Source organism: Lactobacillus sp. ESL0680 (genome assembly GCF_029392855.1).
Taxonomy (GTDB): domain Bacteria; phylum Bacillota; class Bacilli; order Lactobacillales; family Lactobacillaceae; genus Lactobacillus.
The window spans coordinates 1,627,273-1,645,748 of record NZ_CP113945.1; the positions used below are offsets into that span (position 1 = coordinate 1,627,273).

Sequence of the window (18,476 nt, forward strand, 5' to 3'; positions counted from 1 at the left end):
ACCAACTAATCCAATCTTTAACGATACTTATTACTGTAGCATTTAGCTGTTTTTCAAAAAATTTCTTCATTGTGAAACTCCTTTTTAACAGCTACCGTCCTTAAGCAAGCTACACAATTATTATAGCACTTTTCATTATATAATAATAGCGCTATAACCACTTTAAAACCACTTGTTACTTATAGTAACAAGTGGTTTTTTCTTTTATAAAGTTCCAACATAATTAATCGCTTTACCAATAATTTGATTTTCTCCTAGAATTTGAGGCTTGTATTTACTATTTTCAGGAATAAGCCATGTTGTACCTGCTATTTTTTCAATTCGTCTAAATTTAATATCTTGGTTAACCAAAATAGCTGCAGCTTCATTACTATCAACTTGTTCTTGCTCATGAATCATGATTGTTGCACCGTTAGGAATACGTGGTTCCATTGGGTCATTACTATTTTTAGCAGAAAATAAAGTTCCATTAGGAATTTCTTCTAAATAAGTTGAAACATGACCAATTACATTATCTGTACTTAGAATAGGACTAACCAAATTTTCATTTTTTAATAGAATTGTTTTAACTATATTTTCGTTCACACTCGTATGCAAAGCGGTAGCAAATTTAGTAGCACGATTAACTGGAAATTTACGGTTTTACCGAAATATCGTGAAACTGCGGATTTAGACATATTTACACGTCTAGCTAATTCTGCAATAGATAGATTTTGTTCTTGTCTAAGCTGATCTATATAATCAATAATTTCTTTGTTAGTTCTCATAAATAAAAGACCTCTCTCATTTAATATTATAAATGTAGTTGCGGGTTAACTTCCACACACGTGAGGAATACTTGTTCTTACGTTTTTTTGCCTGTGTTTGAGTAGGATCACCCCCACTCACGTGGGGAATACAACAAAAAATGGAACGATTTACTGAAAAAGTTAGGATCACCCCCACTCACGTGGGGAATACTGGAATTTATACTATCAAAATTCAATACGTCTAGGATCACCCCCACTCACGTGGGGAATACCACTTTTAAAAAAATGAAAGAGTATATCGTCAAGGATCACCCCCACTCACGTGGGGAATACATACCTTTGATATCCAATACTGCTTCTCCAACAGGATCACCCCCACATACGTGGGGAATACGCGGTTAGCCATATACGCTTGCCATTTTCTTTGGGATCACCCCCACGCATGTGGGGAATACCTCTACGTTGCTGCCCTATTCCTGCTTCATTTAGGATCACCCCCACGCATGTGGGGAATACCTCTACGTTGCTGCCCTATTCCTGCTTCATTTAGGATCACCCCCACGCATGTGGGGAATACCAAACTGATATGCCGGCTGAGGAATATCCTAAGGGATCACCCCCACGCATGTGGGGAATACATAACACCTTGCCCCAGACAAACACCATTATCAGGATCACCCCCACGCATGTGGGGAATATGATAAGTTCCAGGAAAAATATCGGCCACATCAAGGATCACCCCCACGCATGTGGGGAATACAAACCGCTCTAGTTTTGATCTGCCCACCCATAAGGATCACCCCCACGCATGTGGGGAATACTACAATTCCTTTTAATACCTTAATCCACGTCTGGGATCACCCCCACGCATGTGGGGAATACACTCGTTAGTAACTGAACTGCAGCAGTATCATAGGATCACCCCCACGCATGTGGGGAATACGGAGGTTTTAGGAACACATAAAGGGAAAATCAAGGATCACCCCTACGCATGTGGGGAATACTGTAAAGCATCTAAACCTTTAGATAAATCTCAAGGATCACCCCCACGCATGTGGGGAATACTATGATTACATGTGAATTTTGTGGACAAGAACAGGATCACCCCCACGCATGTGGGGAATACGGAGGTATAGCAATGACTGAAGAAAAGAGAATAGGATCACCCCCACGCATGTGGGGAATACAGGCTAAACAAGAAACTATTCTAAAGCCACAAAGGATCACCCCCACGCATGTGGGGAATACTTTACTAATACAACAATATCTCATTCAATTATAGGATCACCCCCACGCATGTGGGGAATACATTATATTCCGCATTATTATGTTGAAGATCGTAGGATCACCCCCACGCATGTGGGGAATACTTTTAAGCTTGGCGTTTGTAGCAAAAATTTTCAGGATCACCCCCACGCATGTGGGGAATACACCATCTTTGGCTAATGTTATTGGTCCAGCTTAGGATCACCCCCACGCATGTGGGGAATACACTCCGTTCTGTAAATTGTCTAAAGTATACCAGGGATCACCCCCACGCATGTGGGGAATACGTCGACGAGTTCCCAAATCCAAACCATCTTTAGGGATCACCCCCACGCATGTGGGGAATACTTTATTTTGCATGGCAATGTTTTTAACTGTGAAGGATCACCCCCACGCATGTGGGGAATACCTTTAGAGTACTAATTTTTATTCCAGTTCTATGGGATCACCCCCACGCATGTGGGGAATACGCCTCTTCTTCTCTTTTTCAAACTGTAAACACAGGATCACCCCCACGCATGTGGGGAATACATGATGCTAAGGGAGTGCCGTTAGATCAAGATAGGATCACCCCCACGCATGTGGGGAATACAGTCTTGAGATTGAAATACAAGTAAATCCATCAGGATCACCCCCACGCATGTGGGGAATACAGTAAAAGATCCCAGTCATAGCAGCATCCTCAAAAAGAAGAATATACTTTTTTCATTAGTTTGTAAATTTCAATTTATGATTACTTACTATAAATTTTTATGCTTTTTCTTTGGCGTAATATTTAGCGTCATCGCAGCTGCAACCACTAACAGTGCACCCAGCCAATCAAGCGGCGTCATAATCAAACCAAAGCACAAAACCGACCCAATTGTTGCGGACAACGGCTCAAAGGCATCAAGCAAACTGGCCGTTGATGCCTTAATAAACCGCAGCGAATTAGTCATCAATTGAAATGGGATTAACGTGCCAATTACGATTACTACGCCAACAGCCAACCAAACTTGCCCAGTTAAATTCACATGCGGCCACACAGGATGAATAATCGTTAAACAAATCCCGGCAGAAAGTAGTCCCCACCCTGTAACTACCAGACTGGAAACACGATGCAGCACACTAATCGGAATTAACGTGTTAGTTGCCACACCAATTGCTGCCAATAGCCCCCACATCAGTACTTCCGGCGTCAACGCAAAATGGCTAAAGTCGCCATGAGTTGCAAGCAAAATAACACCAATAAATGCAGTAACTGCAGCAAGCATATCCAACATGCGCAATGTTTGCTGGTGGCGCAGAATTAAATACGCCATCACAAAGAATGGCCCAATAAACTGCAGAATTGTCGCTATTGCTGGGTTGGCCTTTTGCACAGTAATAAAATAAAACAGCTGCACTGGCAGTAAGCCGAAAATACCGTACGCAATAATTACCAAGGCGTCGTGCTTGTTTTTCATTGTTGCTACTGGCTTTTGTCCGACAGCCGCAGCAACTATTAATAAAATCACACCTGAAACAACCATTCGTACCTGCGTAAGCCAAATCGGCGTAATTTCCGGACTTAAATTAAATAACGACTTGGCAAATAGACCTGAAATCCCCCACATAACACAGGCTAAGCCCGCAAGAAAGGCCCATAAATGTCTCTTCTTAGCTGTTACCATTTCTAACTCTCCTTTTTTATTATAACTTCCCTATAATATCAAAAAATTCTTGCAAGCTGAACCAACTAAAAAAGAAGCATGTCTACTCATGCTTCTTTTTGCTTACCATTTTTAAGCCCATTCTTGCTGCTCATACGCCATCTGCCAAAATTGCAATTCATAATAGCTGCTGCGAACAAAAGCCTGCTGCATTTTTTCCCGCTCATCTGCAGAACCAGAATCAGCTAATGTATTCGTCAACTGTAAAATTCGCTGCACATTAGCTGCATACCACTCGCCATCATAGGTATCAATCCACTCTTGATAATACGAAACAGGCGAGCCACCGGTTGCTAATTTTTGCCCAATTTCTTGATACAGCCAGTAACAAGGCACAAGTGCGGCAACAGCCGGAGCGATACCATCCCTCGCTAATGTCATCTGCAAATGATTAACGTATGCATACGCGGTCGGCGCAACTGGCGTTTGCGCAATTTCAGCTGGCATAATCTGCAATTGCTTAAAAAAGTTCTCGCGCACTGCCATCTCGCTATCCTTTAAGTCCTGCGCCATTTCAAGTAAAAACTGCTCAGTCTGTTGGTCATCCGTTTTAGCTGCAATCGCACGGTGAAATTCACTAAATTGATTTAAATAATACCGGTCTTGTAATAAATAAAAGCGAAATTTGGCCAGCGGTAATTCCCCACTTTGCAATTCCTGCACAAACGGATGCTTCATACTCTTCTGCCATAGACTGCTTGCTGCTTGGTGTAATTGGTCCGTAAATTCTGTCATGATTATTCTCCTTGACTACTAGTTTGCTTTTAATATTTAGGCATTATTAGCTCAGTAATTTATTTTATTATAAGTCTAACAATAAATTTATTACACGTTTAAAGTGTAAAATTGTTGCTATTAAAAATACTTATTGTATTATATCTGAAGGGCAATTACGGCATGAGGAAACTAGTTTTGCTAAAGAAACGTGCGCGCAACTCATCTTAGTAAGACTACCAGTATTTACATTGCCAAATAGTCTTAAATCCAAAAGTAGCTTGCAAATAACGAATCTTGTTAACAAACAAGGTTCGTTATTTGATGATACCCCCAGCTTGCTAATGGATAAGTGAAATTGCTAGTGCTATATTTTTGCCCCTAGTTCCTCAGCCATAATTACCATCAAACTGTAATTGATTAAGGTTTAGCCGGTGAAGGAATAACTGACGCCAAAAAAGCCGTTCAAGAAACAACGTGGATGCCCAAATATTAATTACCTACAGAAAGAGGAAACTTTTTATGCAAGTCTTTTTGACATCTGTATCAAGCGTAGTTGTGATTATCTTAATCATGGCCCTCGGCTTTTTACTAAAACAATTTAATTGGATTGACGATAAGTTTGGTAGTGAAATCTCTAGTATTATCACTAAGATTGCCCTGCCAGCTTCAATCTTCACTGCTGTTATGAAAAACCTTAGCCGCGGCAGTCTTTTGCAATTATCAACCGAATTATTATTCCCAGCTTTGGGTGTGATTATCGGTTATCTTATTGCTTGGCTAAGCATTAAGGTCTTCAAAATCCGTCCTGGCCGCCGCGGAATTTTTATGAATGCCGTGGTTAATGCCAACACTATCTTTATTGGAATGCCCCTGAACATGGCACTGTTTGGCGACAAGGCCATGTCTTACTTTTTGGTATACTACATTATCAATACCGTTTCTACTTGGGCTTTTGGCGTCTTCTTAATCCAAAACGACGACCCGACTGCTAAAGATAAGAAGACTAACCACAAGATTAACTGGAAAAAGCTATTGCCAATGCCACTTGTTGGGTTCATTGTTGCTCTGGTCTGGATGTTATTAGGGATTCCCGTACCTAACTTCTTAAACTCAACGTTAACTTACGTTGGTAACTTGGTAACCCCACTGTCACTGATCTATATCGGCATTGTCCTACACGATGCTGGAATTAAGAACGTTAAGTTTGACCGCGATTCAATCTTGGCATTAATTGGTCGCTTTATTGTTTCACCAATCATTTTGATTATTTTAATTAAAATCGGAACAAATGCTGGCTTTAACTTGCCAAGCTTAATGCGCCAAACCTTAGTCGTCCAAGCAGCAACGCCAATGTTAGCTGTCTTACCAATTTTAGCCAACGAATCACACGGCGACGTTAAATACGCAACTAATATTGTGGTTGAAAGTACAATTCTCTTCATTATCGTCGTTCCGATTTTGATGACGATTTTACAATTTATCTAATAATTAAAAATACTTACTTAAAAAACTTACAAAAAGGCCAGCTCTGATAACACAGCTGGGCTTTTTTACTGCTAAAAATAACACAACATTGACTTTAACATTGTATTATTCATTAAAAGCCGTTATAATTGGAAGCGATAACACGAGGGGGGCCTTTTAGGCTGAGATGAAACACCGTTTCAGACCCTTTGAACCTGTAAGCTAATACTTGCGCGAGGAACGTGTCAACTACCTATTGCTTTGACACAATTATGTGTCAAAGCTTTTTTATTAGTTTAAAGTCGCGGTTCGGAGGACTTCTTCAATAATTTTTAGGAGAAAGATTATGCAGTTAGAATTATTAGATAAATTACGTAAAGAGAACCCCGTTGTTCTCAACGCCGCTAATTTCGTTACTGTTCAAGACGTTGCCAACGGCTTAAACGCAATCGGGGCTTCACCCATTATGAGTAGCGAAATTGATGAAACCGACGAAATGGTCAACATGGCTTCAGCTGTTGCTATCAACATGGGCAGCTTAACTAAGCTGCAAATTGCACACATGAAAAAAATGGGTGATTTGGCTCGAGAATATCATAAGCCGATTGTACTAGATCCTGTTGCAGTTGGTGCTGTAGATTACCGCCTTAATATTGCTCAAGACCTATTATGGAACTTCCACGTTGGCGTTATTCGTGGTAACGCTGGTGAAATTGCCGCATTAGGTGAATTTGACTGGCAATCTAAAGGTATTGATGCTGGATCAGGAGCAGGCAACCTTGATGAGATTACTAAGGAAGTAGCCAAAAAGTACCACTGCACTGTTATTGCCAGTGGAGCAACTGATACAATTAGTGATGGCACTAATGTTGTTCATGTTCATAATGGTACACCGCTATTCCAAGCCCATGTGGGTTCTGGCGATATGTTAACAAGTATCGTCGCTGCCTTTTGTGCAGTGACCGACAGTCGCTTCGAAGCCGCGCAAGCTGCAACGCTTGTTTTCGGTTCAATTGGACAACTAGTCGTTCAAGATCATCCCGATGTTGGCCCTGGCAGTTTTGGCATGTATCTCATGGACTATTTAGCAAAAGTGCAGGTTTCTGATATTGAAAAAATTGCTGATTATGATTAAGGAAGTATTTTATGGCAGAAGAAATTAATTCATTCCCTCAAGTTCTGACAATCGCAGGTACAGATTCTGGCGGTGGCGCCGGCATTATGGCCGATCTGAAGACTTTTCAAATGCAAAAAGTCTTCGGCACGGCAGTTGTAGTTGCCGTTACTGCGCAAAATACACTGGGCGTTCAATCATCGCACTTGCTTCCATTGGAAATGATTGATGCACAATGTGCATCTTTAGCCGCCGACTTTAAAATCCGCGCGACAAAAACTGGGATGCTCGGCGATGCTGCTCATGTTCACCAAGTTGCTCTAAACTTACAGAAATATGACTTTGGTCCCATTACTGTCGATCCCGTCATGGTAGCCAAAGGTGGCGCTCACTTACTAAGTGAAGATGCAGTCGCCACTGTTAGAACCGAGTTATTACCACTAGCTAACCTAGTAACGCCAAATTTACCAGAAGCACAAGTATTAACCGGAATGACCGTTACTTCTGAAAAGCAATATCCCGACCTTGCCCATTCACTGCAAGACATGGGTGTTAAGAACGTACTAATTAAGGGTGGTCATTCAAGTGCTGAAGAAGTAAGCGACTTTGCCCTTCTTGAAGACGGCTCCAGCTTCTGGGTCAGCAGTCCGCGAACCCATACCAAACGCACACATGGTACTGGTGACACTCTAGCCGCCGCAATTACTGCCCAGCTTGCTCTGGGTCATAATCTAACCGATGCAATTAAACTTGCCAAAAAATACGTTACCAAAACAATCGAGCAGACAATCCAAGTGGGACATGGTCACGGACCACTCAACCACTGGGCTAAATAGATAGGAAACAATAATGCAAAAGTTTAATGCAAACATGCTTCGTGCTTACTTCATTTGCGGTACTCAGGATTTACCAGCTGGTAAGACCTTGCCAGAAATCGTCGAAGAAGCACTAAAAGCTGGAATTACCGCCTTTCAATTTCGTGATAAGGGAGCTGGCTCAACTTTAAGTTCTGGTGAGCGGTTGCCAATGGCCCAAAGACTGCACGAGCTCTGTCAACAATATCAAGTACCCTTCTTCATTGATGATGATGTTACTTTAGCTAAGGAAGTTAGTGCCGAAGGAATCCATGTTGGCCAAAGTGATGAAGCTATTCAAAAGGTGATTAATGAAGTCGGCAGTCAAATGATCGTGGGTTATTCCTGCTCAACTCTAGCTGAAATTAAAACTGGCGATCAACTTGCTGGTATTGATTACTACGGCAGTGGACCAATCTTCACAACTCAATCTAAAGATGACGCTGACCCTGAAATTGGGCTAGCTGGCCTTGCCAATTTAGTAACTAGCAGTAAACGGCCAATCGTCGCAATTGGCGGTATCACAGTAACAGACTTACCTAATATCGCCAAAACTGGCGCTGCTGGTGCATCTGTAATCTCAATGATTGCCCAAAGCAGTGACATCAAGAATACTGTTAAAGCAATGCTTGATGCACCGTGGCAAAATTAACTTATTTTCTAAATACATGTTTAAAATCACGCCATAGTGCGTGATTTTTTTAATTCTTTCGTTCTTCAATAATCGTAAAGATTATTCCTAGAATTAAACTAATATTCCAATAAAATATTGAAATACCCGCGATTATTCCCAAAACATCCTGCTGAAAGACACCGTACAAACACAAAAAAATTAAGCCGGTACCTAATACTAACCATTCCATCCATTTAGTTACTCGTGCACCAGCAGCATGTTCAATATAACTGTCGCGTTCGTCATCATCTAGCATATCTCTCTTGCCCTTTTTAATATCCTGCCAATTAAAAAGGTACCCTGAAGCACAAAGTAGTAACAATATTGCCCAAATAATGTGCTTCACTCTATATGCCGCATCTTTATCGTGAAATACTATGATTACTTCAAGTATACCCATTACTAAAAAGAACAAACCATAAATAGCAGTGCGCAGTAATTTTTTCTTCATTATCAGTTCTCCAAATATTCTTTTAAGCAAAATAAATCTTCAATACTTATGCCAAAAAAGCATGCCAATTTATATGCTAATAACAATGATGGCTTGTATTTGCCTTTTTCTACAGAAATAATTGTTCGTTGGGTCACACCAACTTTATCAGCCAATTCCTCCTGAGTTAATTTATGTTCTAGTCGTAACTTTTTTACTAAATTTGGCATTATTTTCATCTCTACATTCAATTATCGATATGAAGCTTACTTCACATGAAACTAGCTTCATATTAATTCTTTTACTGATAAAAATCAATCATAAATAAAAAATACACAGCTTTATAAAAATAAAGCTGTGCATCTTAAATTCAATTATTTATAAGCGAAAATCTAGTCATTCAACTTAATTATTTGTACTTCACTATTATGTATCACATTCCCCGTGACAATTTCGGAAACATCTTTAATTAAATCCATATTAGTGTAGACAACAATTATTGTATCGTCATATCCAGCTGCCTTAACCATTTCAAGATCCATATCAGCAAGCTGCATACCTTGTTGAACAGTATCGCCTTCCTTAACCATTAATTTAAACGGTTTTCCCTCTAAATTAACCGTATCTAATCCCAGATGAATTAAAATTTCTAAATTATCTTTTGTCGTAATCCCAATTGCATGCTTAGTCGGAAAAACGGTTGTAATCGTTCCTGCTACTGGAGCATAAATTTCGCCATTTTTTGGCTCAATAGCATACCCGTCACCTAACATTTTTTCAGAAAAGACGTCATCTTTAACAGCGGTAATAGGAATTAATTGACCATCCACCACTGCATTAACAGAAATGCCCTTCTTTTTAAATAATTTAAACATTCTCATTACCTACTATTCTTGACTTTCAACAATATGATTATTGCCGAACAGATACCAAATAAAAATATAAATGCAATTGAAATAACTTTAATTAACCATTCACTATTTTCTTGCCAGCCTTTTTTAACCGAGCGTAAACTAATTAATCCGAATAATGCCAAAATTGAACAAAACAGATTACCAACTAGCAACTGACCAATAAGCTGACAAGTCATAAAAAAGCGATAATTATGATTTTTATATAAAAAGTTATCCTTTTTCAGCCATAAATAATAACCCAAAATAAAATCAGTAATGATAATTATTACATCCACAGCAACGTATGGTGATTTCATTATCGTCATCACATTACTTTTGGTAATTGCTACTTCTAAAATCATAAAGAAGCTAAAAAATACTGGTATTAATAATAAAGCACAAATATATGTAATCAAAATTCTGCTGGTATTTAAATGTGCTTTATCTAAAAACTTAATTATCCAATTGTTTAATTTGCTCATCATTTTTCTTATGTTGTTTATCAACCCAAATACCAAACTTATTAATTAAAAGATCTACTAACGAATAAGCTAAGATAAAAGATACACTATTATCATTATTGGTAAACTTAACGGTTGGATAGTAAAAATTATAATCTGACAAAGAAGCTAACTTACTTTGTTTTAAATCAGTAAAAGATACATAACGAAACTTGTTGTTAACCAATTCAAATTTACTTAACTCATCATTAATCTCGCGATTATCGCCAGTATAGGAAATAATAAATAATAGATCACCCTTTTCAGCAATTTTACCTACCATTTTCAATTCACTTAAAGCAGCAGGCAATACAATTGATGAAATACCAAAAAGTAATAATTCATGAGAAAGATAATTTGATAAAATTTGCTGAAGCCAACCCGTTGAATAAATATAAATATTATTAGCATTACTTAATTCGGTATAAAATTTATCTAAATCAAGCGACTTAAAATATTTACTCAGATTTTCAGTTTCCTTTGCTAAATCAGAGTCAAAATTATTCTTAGAATTGTCATAGTTTGCTGCCTGCTCCTGTTCTATAGAAACTTCATTTAAATAAAATTTAAGTTCACTATAGCCGCTTAATCCTAAATGTTTGCACAAACGAAAGATTGCGGATTTAGAAACATATAATTTACTTGCTAACTCAGACAAACTTAAATTTTTACATAATTTGGCATTATTGAGAACAAATTGAATGATCCTTATTTCAGAATCATTCAATTTGCTGCTTTTTTGATAAATTAAAGATTTTAGTTTTGACATTAATAAATATTACGCTCCATATTAAATAGTTACTTATACATTATAACTTTATTTCAATGCATAAAAGCGTTTTATTTAAATAATCCGATTAACATCTAGCCTTAACTAATATCATCTTTTCTTAATTCCTGCATTGCTTCAAGGACCTGCGCAACATCTAGTCCAACAATAACTTGGATAGCCTTGCCATGATGAACTACATTGATCGCCTTAGCTGCCTTAAATTGCGCATCTGTTCCTAATTTATCAGGATCCTCAACTGAAACACGCAACCTAGTTGCACAGGAGCTTAATTCCTTAATATTCGAACTACCACCGAGTAAGTCGAGAAAAGCAGTTGCTCTAGTAATATATGGATCAGTTTCAACGGAATTATTATTTACTTGTTGATCTTGACTAGTCTTTTTAGCTTCATATTCTTTCTTATTTAATAAATGAACATCTTCATCGTCTGCTTCCCGACCTGGTGTTGCATAATTAAACTTTTCAATCATAAATTTAAAGACAAAGAAAGTAATAATCGCAAAGACAATCCCGACTGCAAACTGTACCATATAAGTCTGCCAGTGATTACGCCATAACGGAATCCAATTTTCAGCCGCCATGTCGATACCACCTAGTGTAAAGTTACCAACAACACCTAAGCTAAACATTACAGTATTCATTGTTGCTGCAAGAAGAGAATAAACAATCCAAAGAACAGGTGCAGCAAACAAGTAAGTAAAATCAATTGGTTCAGTAATACCAGCAAAGAAAGAAGTAAGTGCAGCTGGTATTAATAATGCTGAGGTTTGCTTTTTCTTACTCTTTTTAGCCGTTACATAAAAGGCCAAACAAATAATTGGTGCAAGGAAAATCTTTTCATTACCCCATAGTTGGAAGCCCATTTGTGGCGCCAATTGTTTTAGCGGATGAGTACTTAAGGCAAATTGTGTTAAGTGTTTTAACCAAAATGGTTGAAGTCCCCCTGCAACTACTGCAGGTCCATATTGAAATGGAATATAAACTAAATGATGTAGTCCTGTAGGAATTAAAACCCGATTCAAGAAGTTATAAATCCAGACGCCAATTACACCACTATTAAGAATGAATTTTTGCAGTCCACTAATCCCTAATTGGACTTTAGGCCAGCCCCAGCAAGTTAAGAATGCCAAAGGTATCATTGCAAAAAAGCCAAGGATGTAAACGAATGTTGAGCCCTGAAAAGTACCTAACCATTCTGGTAATTTTTTATCAAAATAACGATTATGAAGCCAAATTACAATTCCAGCAACAACTAGAGCACCAATCATACTGGTGTCCAATGTTTTAATTCCGGCAATTTCAGTCAATCCATGATTAGTAGAATTATCAATTATTTGGATATTAGCAAAATTAGGAATACCAAAGCTTGCACCCCAGTGTGTCAAAATAGCGCCAATAAAATAGTTATAAGTCATATAAGTAATCAAAGCTTCCATTGCGGCTCTACCCTTAGACTTATTAGCAAGTCCAATTGGTAAACCAACAACAAATAACAATGCTTCTTGCTTAAAGACTGTCCAACCACCGGCAGTAATTGTATCCCAAATAGAGTTCCAGGTTGTCCCTGGATTTGCTAAGGAACCAAAAACTGCTTGATTAGTAAATAAACTACCTATCGCAACGACTATTCCAGCAAAAGAGAATAAAAGCACTGGCACAAACATTGCTGCACCAAATTTTTGAAACTTCTGCATCATAAGCAATCATCCCCTAACAATTATTTCAGTTCTGGCCAATATGGTTTATTTACAGGAATCATGTCATCGAGGATTTTCTTAGCAACTGATGCATCAGGAACCGTCTTATTAAGTGTGAAAGCCTGCAGCATCTTGGTATAAGAGTGTTGTTCATAAGCATCAACAACTAACTTTTCACAAGTCTGTTGTTCCATCATCATGCCACGTTGGAATCTACCAGCTTCACCTGTTGCCATTGGTTGAATACCATCAGCACCAAACAAACATGGAACTTCAACAATTGAATCTGGATCCATATTGGAAATTGCGCCATTATTTGCAGTATTAGCAAAGAATTTTTCATGCGTATTAAAGGCAATTGCATGACAAATATCAACAATGTAATTGGAGTGTTCAGCGTTTGCTTCCCAAATATTTCCTTTAGCAGTTCCTGCCTTAACAATTCTTGCACATTCATCAAAGACAATCTTTTGCCGATATTCACGAATTTCGTCGGTTCTAGTATGCTTAGGATCCGCATTAGCAACTTCATATTGTGGGAAATAGTAATATTGCATGTAAGTATTTGGCAAAGTTTCTGGATCTAATTCGTAGCAATCTTTGGCCTTCTTAAAGGTTTCAGCCCAGCTCTTTTCCAAATCTTTGTCAAAGTCGCCGCCAATCCAATAACCTTCTTTGGCAGCATGTTCTTTAAGTTGTGGCAATAGATCTTTACCCGTGTTTTTATCACGAACTTCTTTCCACCAGCCAAAGTGATTAAGACCATAATAATTAACGTCAAGATCGTGGTAGTCATTTAAGCCACAAATACGTGCCATTCTAGTCATAATTTCAATTGGCATGTCACAAATATTGATTACCTTAGAATTAGGTCTAAATCTGCGGCAGGCTTCTGCAACAATTGCAATTGTATTAGAGTAATTAATCATCCATGCATTTGGTGAATACTTTTCCATATAATCAATAATCTCAATGATTGCCGGAATAGACCGCATACCATAAGCCATTCCTCCGGGTCCGGTTGTCTCTTGACCATTAACGCCATATCTTAATGGAATCTTTTCATCAAGATCGCGCATATGATATTTACCAACCCGAATTGACCCCATTACAAAGTCAACATCCGTAAAAGCTTCTTCTGGATCAGTTGTATATGAAAATTCAATTTCTGGAGCACGTTCCTTCATAATAATGGCACATGCATCACCGATTTTCTTTTGCCGTTCTGCATCATTATCGTAAAACTTTAATTTTCTAATTGGAAAACGATCTTGATTAGCAATCAAGCTCAATACAAAACCTGGGGTAAAAGTACTCCCACCACCAGCAATTACAACAGAGTATCGTTTATGATTTTCAGACATTATTTTCTCCTTAACAATTTATCGCTCAACTTGAGCTGTTAATCTTTCTAAGCTAGCTTACAATTATATTTATATCATTATTTTAATAATTTGTATCCGCTTTCTTAGAAAGTGAACAAGCATTCCAAGACTTGAACTATGCGTTTCACTTTGAGAAATATTTTTCACTACTATTAAGAAATAATAGATTCTCCAAAATAAAAAAGCTCTAACTAACATAATTAGAGCTTTTTACATCTTGATAAGGAAATTATTTAACTTCTGCTGTTAAACATAATTAATCTTTATATCGCCAAACTTGCTGCTGCCAGTCAATACCAGAGTTGGGCCGCCGCCATTAGAACTGCCATTAATCTCAACATCGCCGAAAGTTGACGACATTTGGTCATCAACCTGCCACGACAACGGAATATACAGCGAAACATCACTCATTGATGAATTAATATCCACAATTACCGTATCAGAAGCTGCTTTAGCTGCATCAAGATAGACCTTGGCATCCCCCATTAGCGAATTAATCGTCACACTGCGCAGACTTTGTGAACGAACATACCGCGAAACATCAGACAATTTTTGATTAACCACAATATCTTCTTCGTCAACATTTTTACTGCTGCTGCCAAAAACATGGTCGGCATGAAATGACTTTTCTGGCCCCAACTTTGACCAATTACCATCGACCTTGTGACCATTGATATAAACATGCGTGTTGTGTGTACCTTTGTGAAAAATCATGTGCAATCCCCCTGTAATTAGACATGCCGCAAGTAAGACTGTCCATGGTACAATCTTAGTGATTTTAAGCGGCTGCGCATACACAATTAATAAGAAGGCAATTGAAAAAATTGTCCCGCCAATACTGCGATTAGCTAGACCTTCAATTAAGCATGCGCCAAAAACAATTGTCCAAAAAATCGTCCAAAAATTTAGTCGAAATGAAAACAAATTTAACTGGTTCATAATTAGAAAGATTGCTGCCCCTAGAAGTGCAATTCCCCAGAATAGTTCTTTAATCTTTTGTTTTTTCATTATAATGACCTTCTCTCGTTTAATCGATCACTCAAGCTGTGGTAATAATGGCGTGACACGTAGACAGTTTTGTAAGTATCATGAAAGTGCACCTGACAATTAGTAATTGACCGCGTCAATGAATATACCTGTTTTAAATTCAAAATTGTGGACTTGGACACCCGCATAAACTGACTGCCCAACAAATTTTCTAATTCATATAACTTATAATTAACACTGAACGAATCGCGGCTCGTATGTGCAATCACCTGCCGATCTTCTGTTTCAAAGAACAAAATGTCGGCTAAATCTAGGTAATACGAAACATCGTCCTTGTAACATTCAAGCTGGTCGGGATTGTCACTCCCTTCTTGCAGCTGTCGATAAATCCGTTCAACCTCTGGCGATAATTCATTTGCCTGAATTGTTACTATTGGCTCAGTTAACTTAGGATCAAGATCAATTTTCACTTTCACGATTCTCACCTGCCTTTCATAATTCTTATTAAACGCTAATTTAAAAAGAAAATCTACCCTCTTTAACCAAGTGGTCGTTTAACATGCTCAAGTGGCAATTACAACTAACTCAACTAAAAAAGCAGACTCATTTAAGTCTGCTTTTTGTTATTCTAGTCCTACTTGATGAAAGATTTCATCGACATGGCGCAAATGATAGTGATAATCAAAGGCATCAGCTACATCAGCTTCTGATAAATAAGTCATAATCTGGCTGTCTTCAACTAATTTTCTAAAAGAAATGCCGTCTTGCCATGATTTAGTCGTCAACTTTTGTACCATATCATAAGCTGCTTCACGTGATAAACCTGCCTCATCAATTAATTTCAATAGCAACCTTTGTGAATAGATTAAGCCATAGGTCTTGTCCATATTCTTGAGCATTGTTTCTGGAAAAACATCTAGGTTAGTCAAAATTCGGTTAAAACGATCAAGCATATAATCAATCACAATCGTTGTATCAGGCAAAATTACCCGCTCAGCACTTGAATGTGAAATGTCCCGCTCGTGCCAGAGAGTAACATCTTCATAAGCCGTCACAATATTACCGCGTAAAACGCGCGCCATCCCACAGAGATTTTCACAACCAATCGGATTACGTTTATGCGGCATCGCCGACGAACCCTTTTGACCAGCACGAAAATGTTCTTCAACCTCATGAATTTCCGAACGTTGCAGACTGCGGATTTCCGTTGCCCAATTTTCAATACTTGTTGCAATCAATGCCAAGGTGGCAATGTATTCGGCATGCAAGTCACGCGGCAAAATTTGACTAGTAATGGGCTGACGCGTTAAGCCCAATTGCTTCATGACACTAACCTCAATAGCCGGCGGCACATTGGCAAAAGTACCAACAGCACCAGAAATTTTACCAGATTCAACACCTTGAGCTGCATGTTCAAAACGCTCAATATCGCGATTAATTTCGGCGTACCAACGCGCAAGCTTTAAGCCAAAGGTTGTTGGCTCGGCCTGAACACCATGTGTCCGCCCCATCTCGACTGTATTCTTATATTTAAGAGCTTTTGCCGCAATCGTTTCTTTTAATGTAAGTAAGTCTTGACGAATAATTGCATCTGCCTGCTTTAGTAAGTAGCCTTGAGCCGTATCAACCACATCTGTTGAAGTCAACCCAAAGTGAACCCACTTTTTTTCGGGGCCAAGACTCTCAGACACCGCTCTAGTAAAGGCCACGACATCATGGTGGGTTACTTGTTCAAGTTCGGCAACGCGCTCTGGTGTAAAACTGGCATTTTTAGCGATTTTAGCCGCATCAGCCGCGGGAACTTCTCCCTCTTCACTCCAAGCATTAGTTGCCGCAACTTCAACCTTTAGCCATGCGGCATATTTATTTTCATCTGTCCAAATTTTACCCATTTCTGGGCGTGTGTAGCGTTCAAGCATCATTTAAATTTCCCATGGATTTTGCAAAACAATCGTTTGTTCACGATCAGGGCCAACAGAAACTGTCACTAACGGAATACCCACAATTTCCTCAATCCGCTTCAAGAATTTTTGTGCGTTTTCTGGCAAATCTGACCAAGTCTTCGCCTTAGTAATATCCTCCTGCCAAGCCGGTAATTCTTCATAAACTGGCTTGCAGCGGTAAAGTTCCTTGAGACTGGCTGGGTAATAATCAATCTTCTTACCGTCTAATTCATAAGCAGTGGCAATCTTAACGGTGTCAAACCCGCTGAAAATATCAAGCAAGTTCAGACTTAAAGCGTTAATCCCAGAAACACGCTTAGCATGACGCAAAGCAACAGAGTCGAACCAGCCAACACGCCGCGGCCGACCAGTAACTGTGCCGTATTCATGGGCAGTATCACGAATGCGGTCACCAGTTGCATCAAGCAATTCCGTTGGAAATGGTCCAGCACCAACCCGTGTAGTATAAGCCTTGCAGACACCAATCACCGTGTGCAGCCGGTTAACACCCATCCCGATGCCACTAGCAAGCCCGCCGGAAATCGTATTAGATGAAGTGACAAATGGATAAGTTCCCTCATCAATGTCGAGCATTACACCCTGAGCACCTTCAAAAAGCACCTTTTCCTGATTATCAAGTGCATCGTTAACCAAGACCGATGTATCTGTAACGTACTTTTTGATCTTTTGACCATATTCGTAATATTTAGTAAAAATGTCTTCGAATTTAAGAGCTGGCTTACCATAGACCTTGGTAAACAAAGCATTCTTTTCTGCTAAATTGGCGCGCAGCTTTTCTTCAAAGGTATCTTTTTCGAGTAAGTCACAGACACGAATTCCAATTCTAGAAGCCTTATCCATATAAGTTGGGCCTATTCCGTTCTTGGTGGTACCAATCTTATTAGCACCCTTAACCTCTTCTTGATATTCATCTTGCTTGATGTTGTATGGCATGATGATGTGGGCCCGGTTGGAAATCCGTAATTTGCTGGTATCAATCCCATTTTTTTCCAAATTATCTAATTCTTCTAACAGAACTTCGGGATTAATTACCGTGCCGTTACCAATTACAGCAGCCTTGTCTGCCGCAAAAATACCGGATGGAATTAGCCGCATCTTGAATGTTTGACCATCAATTTCAATCGTATGACCAGCATTATTACCACCATTTGAGCGAACTGCATACGCAGCTTCTTTACTCAAAAAATCCGTAATTTTGCCTTTACCTTCGTCGCCCCATTGACTACCAACAACTGCCACTGCTGTCATTTTGTTCACCTCATAAAAAATATACAAATATCACAAAAATTATTCTAACAA

The 18,476-nt window shown here is 38.8% G+C and carries 19 protein-coding genes, 1 CRISPR repeat array and 1 riboswitch; of the genes, 4 read left to right on the top strand and 15 right to left on the bottom strand.

Annotated features, from left to right (window positions below; all coding sequences use genetic code 11):
- Positions 1 to 204 precede the first annotated feature (204 nt).
- The 4 genes from OZX58_RS07795 to tenA all read right to left on the bottom strand — a co-directional run bounded on the left by OZX58_RS07795 (position 205) and on the right by tenA (position 4,441).
- Positions 205 to 585 carry a S24 family peptidase gene (locus OZX58_RS07795; protein ID WP_277140917.1) on the bottom strand — a complete coding sequence of 127 codons (381 nt, stop codon included), beginning with the start codon at positions 583 to 585 and terminating at the stop codon, positions 205 to 207.
- Positions 582 to 767: a helix-turn-helix transcriptional regulator gene (locus OZX58_RS07800; protein WP_277140918.1), complete on the bottom strand. Its 186-nt coding sequence runs from the start codon at positions 765 to 767 to the stop codon at positions 582 to 584. The genes OZX58_RS07795 and OZX58_RS07800 overlap by 4 nt, the downstream gene beginning before the upstream one ends.
- 42 nt (positions 768 to 809) lie before the next feature.
- Positions 810 to 2,668: a CRISPR direct-repeat array (repeat unit 28 nt; unit sequence GGATCACCCCCACGCATGTGGGGAATAC).
- Positions 2,669 to 2,755: 87 nt separating this feature from the next.
- On the bottom strand, positions 2,756 to 3,667 hold the full coding sequence (locus OZX58_RS07805) for an EamA family transporter (RefSeq protein ID WP_277140919.1): 912 nt from the start codon (positions 3,665 to 3,667) through the stop codon (positions 2,756 to 2,758).
- Between the two features lie 111 nt (positions 3,668 to 3,778).
- The gene (tenA, locus tag OZX58_RS07810; protein ID WP_277140920.1) at positions 3,779 to 4,441 is read right to left on the bottom strand and encodes a thiaminase II; all 663 of its coding nucleotides are present in this window, start codon (positions 4,439 to 4,441) and stop codon (positions 3,779 to 3,781) included.
- A 501-nt stretch (positions 4,442 to 4,942) separates the two neighbouring features.
- Between tenA and OZX58_RS07815 the strand changes: the two genes are divergently transcribed.
- The 4 genes from OZX58_RS07815 to thiE all read left to right on the top strand — a co-directional run bounded on the left by OZX58_RS07815 (position 4,943) and on the right by thiE (position 8,507).
- Entirely contained in the window at positions 4,943 to 5,908 is a 966-nt protein-coding gene (locus OZX58_RS07815) for an AEC family transporter (protein ID WP_277130166.1), read from the top strand.
- A 135-nt stretch (positions 5,909 to 6,043) separates the two neighbouring features.
- A riboswitch (TPP riboswitch) is annotated at positions 6,044 to 6,145 on the top strand.
- Between the two features lie 88 nt (positions 6,146 to 6,233).
- A complete protein-coding gene (thiM, locus tag OZX58_RS07820; protein WP_277140921.1) occupies positions 6,234 to 7,022 on the top strand; it encodes a hydroxyethylthiazole kinase in 789 nt (262 codons plus the stop codon).
- Positions 7,023 to 7,033: 11 nt separating this feature from the next.
- Positions 7,034 to 7,837 (top strand): bifunctional hydroxymethylpyrimidine kinase/phosphomethylpyrimidine kinase, encoded by an 804-nt coding sequence (gene thiD / locus OZX58_RS07825; protein WP_277140922.1) that lies wholly within the window; start codon positions 7,034 to 7,036, stop codon positions 7,835 to 7,837.
- 13 nt (positions 7,838 to 7,850) lie between these two features.
- The gene (gene thiE / locus OZX58_RS07830; RefSeq protein WP_277140923.1) at positions 7,851 to 8,507 is read left to right on the top strand and encodes a thiamine phosphate synthase; all 657 of its coding nucleotides are present in this window, start codon (positions 7,851 to 7,853) and stop codon (positions 8,505 to 8,507) included.
- 49 nt (positions 8,508 to 8,556) lie between these two features.
- On the opposite strand, the gene OZX58_RS07835 is transcribed toward thiE, so the two are convergent.
- The 11 genes from OZX58_RS07835 to OZX58_RS07885 form a co-directional block, all read right to left on the bottom strand.
- Positions 8,557 to 8,979 carry a hypothetical protein gene (locus OZX58_RS07835; RefSeq protein WP_277140924.1) on the bottom strand — a complete coding sequence of 141 codons (423 nt, stop codon included), beginning with the start codon at positions 8,977 to 8,979 and terminating at the stop codon, positions 8,557 to 8,559.
- Positions 8,980 to 8,981: 2 nt separating this feature from the next.
- On the bottom strand, positions 8,982 to 9,188 hold the full coding sequence (locus OZX58_RS07840) for a helix-turn-helix transcriptional regulator (protein WP_277140925.1): 207 nt from the start codon (positions 9,186 to 9,188) through the stop codon (positions 8,982 to 8,984).
- A gap of 162 nt (positions 9,189 to 9,350) precedes the next feature.
- Positions 9,351 to 9,833: a PTS glucose transporter subunit IIA gene (locus tag OZX58_RS07845; protein ID WP_277140926.1), complete on the bottom strand. Its 483-nt coding sequence runs from the start codon at positions 9,831 to 9,833 to the stop codon at positions 9,351 to 9,353.
- A 5-nt stretch (positions 9,834 to 9,838) separates the two neighbouring features.
- A complete protein-coding gene (locus OZX58_RS07850) occupies positions 9,839 to 10,177 on the bottom strand; it encodes a hypothetical protein (RefSeq protein ID WP_277140927.1) in 339 nt (112 codons plus the stop codon).
- A 127-nt stretch (positions 10,178 to 10,304) separates the two neighbouring features.
- On the bottom strand, positions 10,305 to 11,120 hold the full coding sequence (locus OZX58_RS07855; protein ID WP_277140928.1) for a MurR/RpiR family transcriptional regulator: 816 nt from the start codon (positions 11,118 to 11,120) through the stop codon (positions 10,305 to 10,307).
- 101 nt (positions 11,121 to 11,221) lie between these two features.
- Positions 11,222 to 12,841, bottom strand: coding sequence for an alpha-glucoside-specific PTS transporter subunit IIBC (locus tag OZX58_RS07860; RefSeq protein WP_277140929.1), 1,620 nt, complete (start codon positions 12,839 to 12,841; stop codon positions 11,222 to 11,224).
- Positions 12,842 to 12,861: 20 nt separating this feature from the next.
- A complete protein-coding gene (locus OZX58_RS07865; protein ID WP_277140930.1) occupies positions 12,862 to 14,205 on the bottom strand; it encodes a 6-phospho-alpha-glucosidase in 1,344 nt (447 codons plus the stop codon).
- Between the two features lie 267 nt (positions 14,206 to 14,472).
- Positions 14,473 to 15,234 carry a LiaF domain-containing protein gene (locus OZX58_RS07870; protein ID WP_277140931.1) on the bottom strand — a complete coding sequence of 254 codons (762 nt, stop codon included), beginning with the start codon at positions 15,232 to 15,234 and terminating at the stop codon, positions 14,473 to 14,475.
- Positions 15,234 to 15,689, bottom strand: coding sequence for a LytTR family DNA-binding domain-containing protein (locus OZX58_RS07875; protein ID WP_277130146.1), 456 nt, complete (start codon positions 15,687 to 15,689; stop codon positions 15,234 to 15,236). The genes OZX58_RS07870 and OZX58_RS07875 overlap by 1 nt, the downstream gene beginning before the upstream one ends.
- 147 nt (positions 15,690 to 15,836) lie before the next feature.
- On the bottom strand, positions 15,837 to 17,132 hold the full coding sequence (purB, locus tag OZX58_RS07880) for an adenylosuccinate lyase (RefSeq protein ID WP_277141783.1): 1,296 nt from the start codon (positions 17,130 to 17,132) through the stop codon (positions 15,837 to 15,839).
- 3 nt (positions 17,133 to 17,135) lie between these two features.
- A complete protein-coding gene (locus OZX58_RS07885) occupies positions 17,136 to 18,425 on the bottom strand; it encodes an adenylosuccinate synthase (protein ID WP_277140932.1) in 1,290 nt (429 codons plus the stop codon).
- Positions 18,426 to 18,476: the final 51 nt, after the last annotated feature.

What these genes read in the sequence shown, in the direction of transcription:
- OZX58_RS07800 (WP_277140918.1), bottom strand. Translation starts at nt 767, where the DNA reads ATGAGAACTAACAAAGAAATTATTGATTATATAGATCAGCTTAGACAA.
- OZX58_RS07805 (WP_277140919.1), bottom strand. Translation starts at nt 3,667, where the DNA reads ATGGTAACAGCTAAGAAGAGACATTTATGGGCCTTTCTTGCGGGCTTA.
- tenA (WP_277140920.1), bottom strand. Translation starts at nt 4,441, where the DNA reads ATGACAGAATTTACGGACCAATTACACCAAGCAGCAAGCAGTCTATGG.
- OZX58_RS07815 (WP_277130166.1), top strand. Translation starts at nt 4,943, where the DNA reads ATGCAAGTCTTTTTGACATCTGTATCAAGCGTAGTTGTGATTATCTTA.
- thiM (WP_277140921.1), top strand. Translation starts at nt 6,234, where the DNA reads ATGCAGTTAGAATTATTAGATAAATTACGTAAAGAGAACCCCGTTGTT.
- thiD (WP_277140922.1), top strand. Translation starts at nt 7,034, where the DNA reads ATGGCAGAAGAAATTAATTCATTCCCTCAAGTTCTGACAATCGCAGGT.
- thiE (WP_277140923.1), top strand. Translation starts at nt 7,851, where the DNA reads ATGCAAAAGTTTAATGCAAACATGCTTCGTGCTTACTTCATTTGCGGT.
- OZX58_RS07835 (WP_277140924.1), bottom strand. Translation starts at nt 8,979, where the DNA reads ATGAAGAAAAAATTACTGCGCACTGCTATTTATGGTTTGTTCTTTTTA.
- OZX58_RS07840 (WP_277140925.1), bottom strand. Translation starts at nt 9,188, where the DNA reads ATGCCAAATTTAGTAAAAAAGTTACGACTAGAACATAAATTAACTCAG.
- OZX58_RS07845 (WP_277140926.1), bottom strand. Translation starts at nt 9,833, where the DNA reads ATGTTTAAATTATTTAAAAAGAAGGGCATTTCTGTTAATGCAGTGGTG.
- OZX58_RS07850 (WP_277140927.1), bottom strand. Translation starts at nt 10,177, where the DNA reads ATGACGATAATGAAATCACCATACGTTGCTGTGGATGTAATAATTATC.
- OZX58_RS07855 (WP_277140928.1), bottom strand. Translation starts at nt 11,120, where the DNA reads ATGTCAAAACTAAAATCTTTAATTTATCAAAAAAGCAGCAAATTGAAT.
- OZX58_RS07860 (WP_277140929.1), bottom strand. Translation starts at nt 12,841, where the DNA reads ATGATGCAGAAGTTTCAAAAATTTGGTGCAGCAATGTTTGTGCCAGTG.
- OZX58_RS07865 (WP_277140930.1), bottom strand. Translation starts at nt 14,205, where the DNA reads ATGTCTGAAAATCATAAACGATACTCTGTTGTAATTGCTGGTGGTGGG.
- OZX58_RS07870 (WP_277140931.1), bottom strand. Translation starts at nt 15,234, where the DNA reads ATGAAAAAACAAAAGATTAAAGAACTATTCTGGGGAATTGCACTTCTA.
- purB (WP_277141783.1), bottom strand. Translation starts at nt 17,132, where the DNA reads ATGCTTGAACGCTACACACGCCCAGAAATGGGTAAAATTTGGACAGAT.
- OZX58_RS07885 (WP_277140932.1), bottom strand. Translation starts at nt 18,425, where the DNA reads ATGACAGCAGTGGCAGTTGTTGGTAGTCAATGGGGCGACGAAGGTAAA.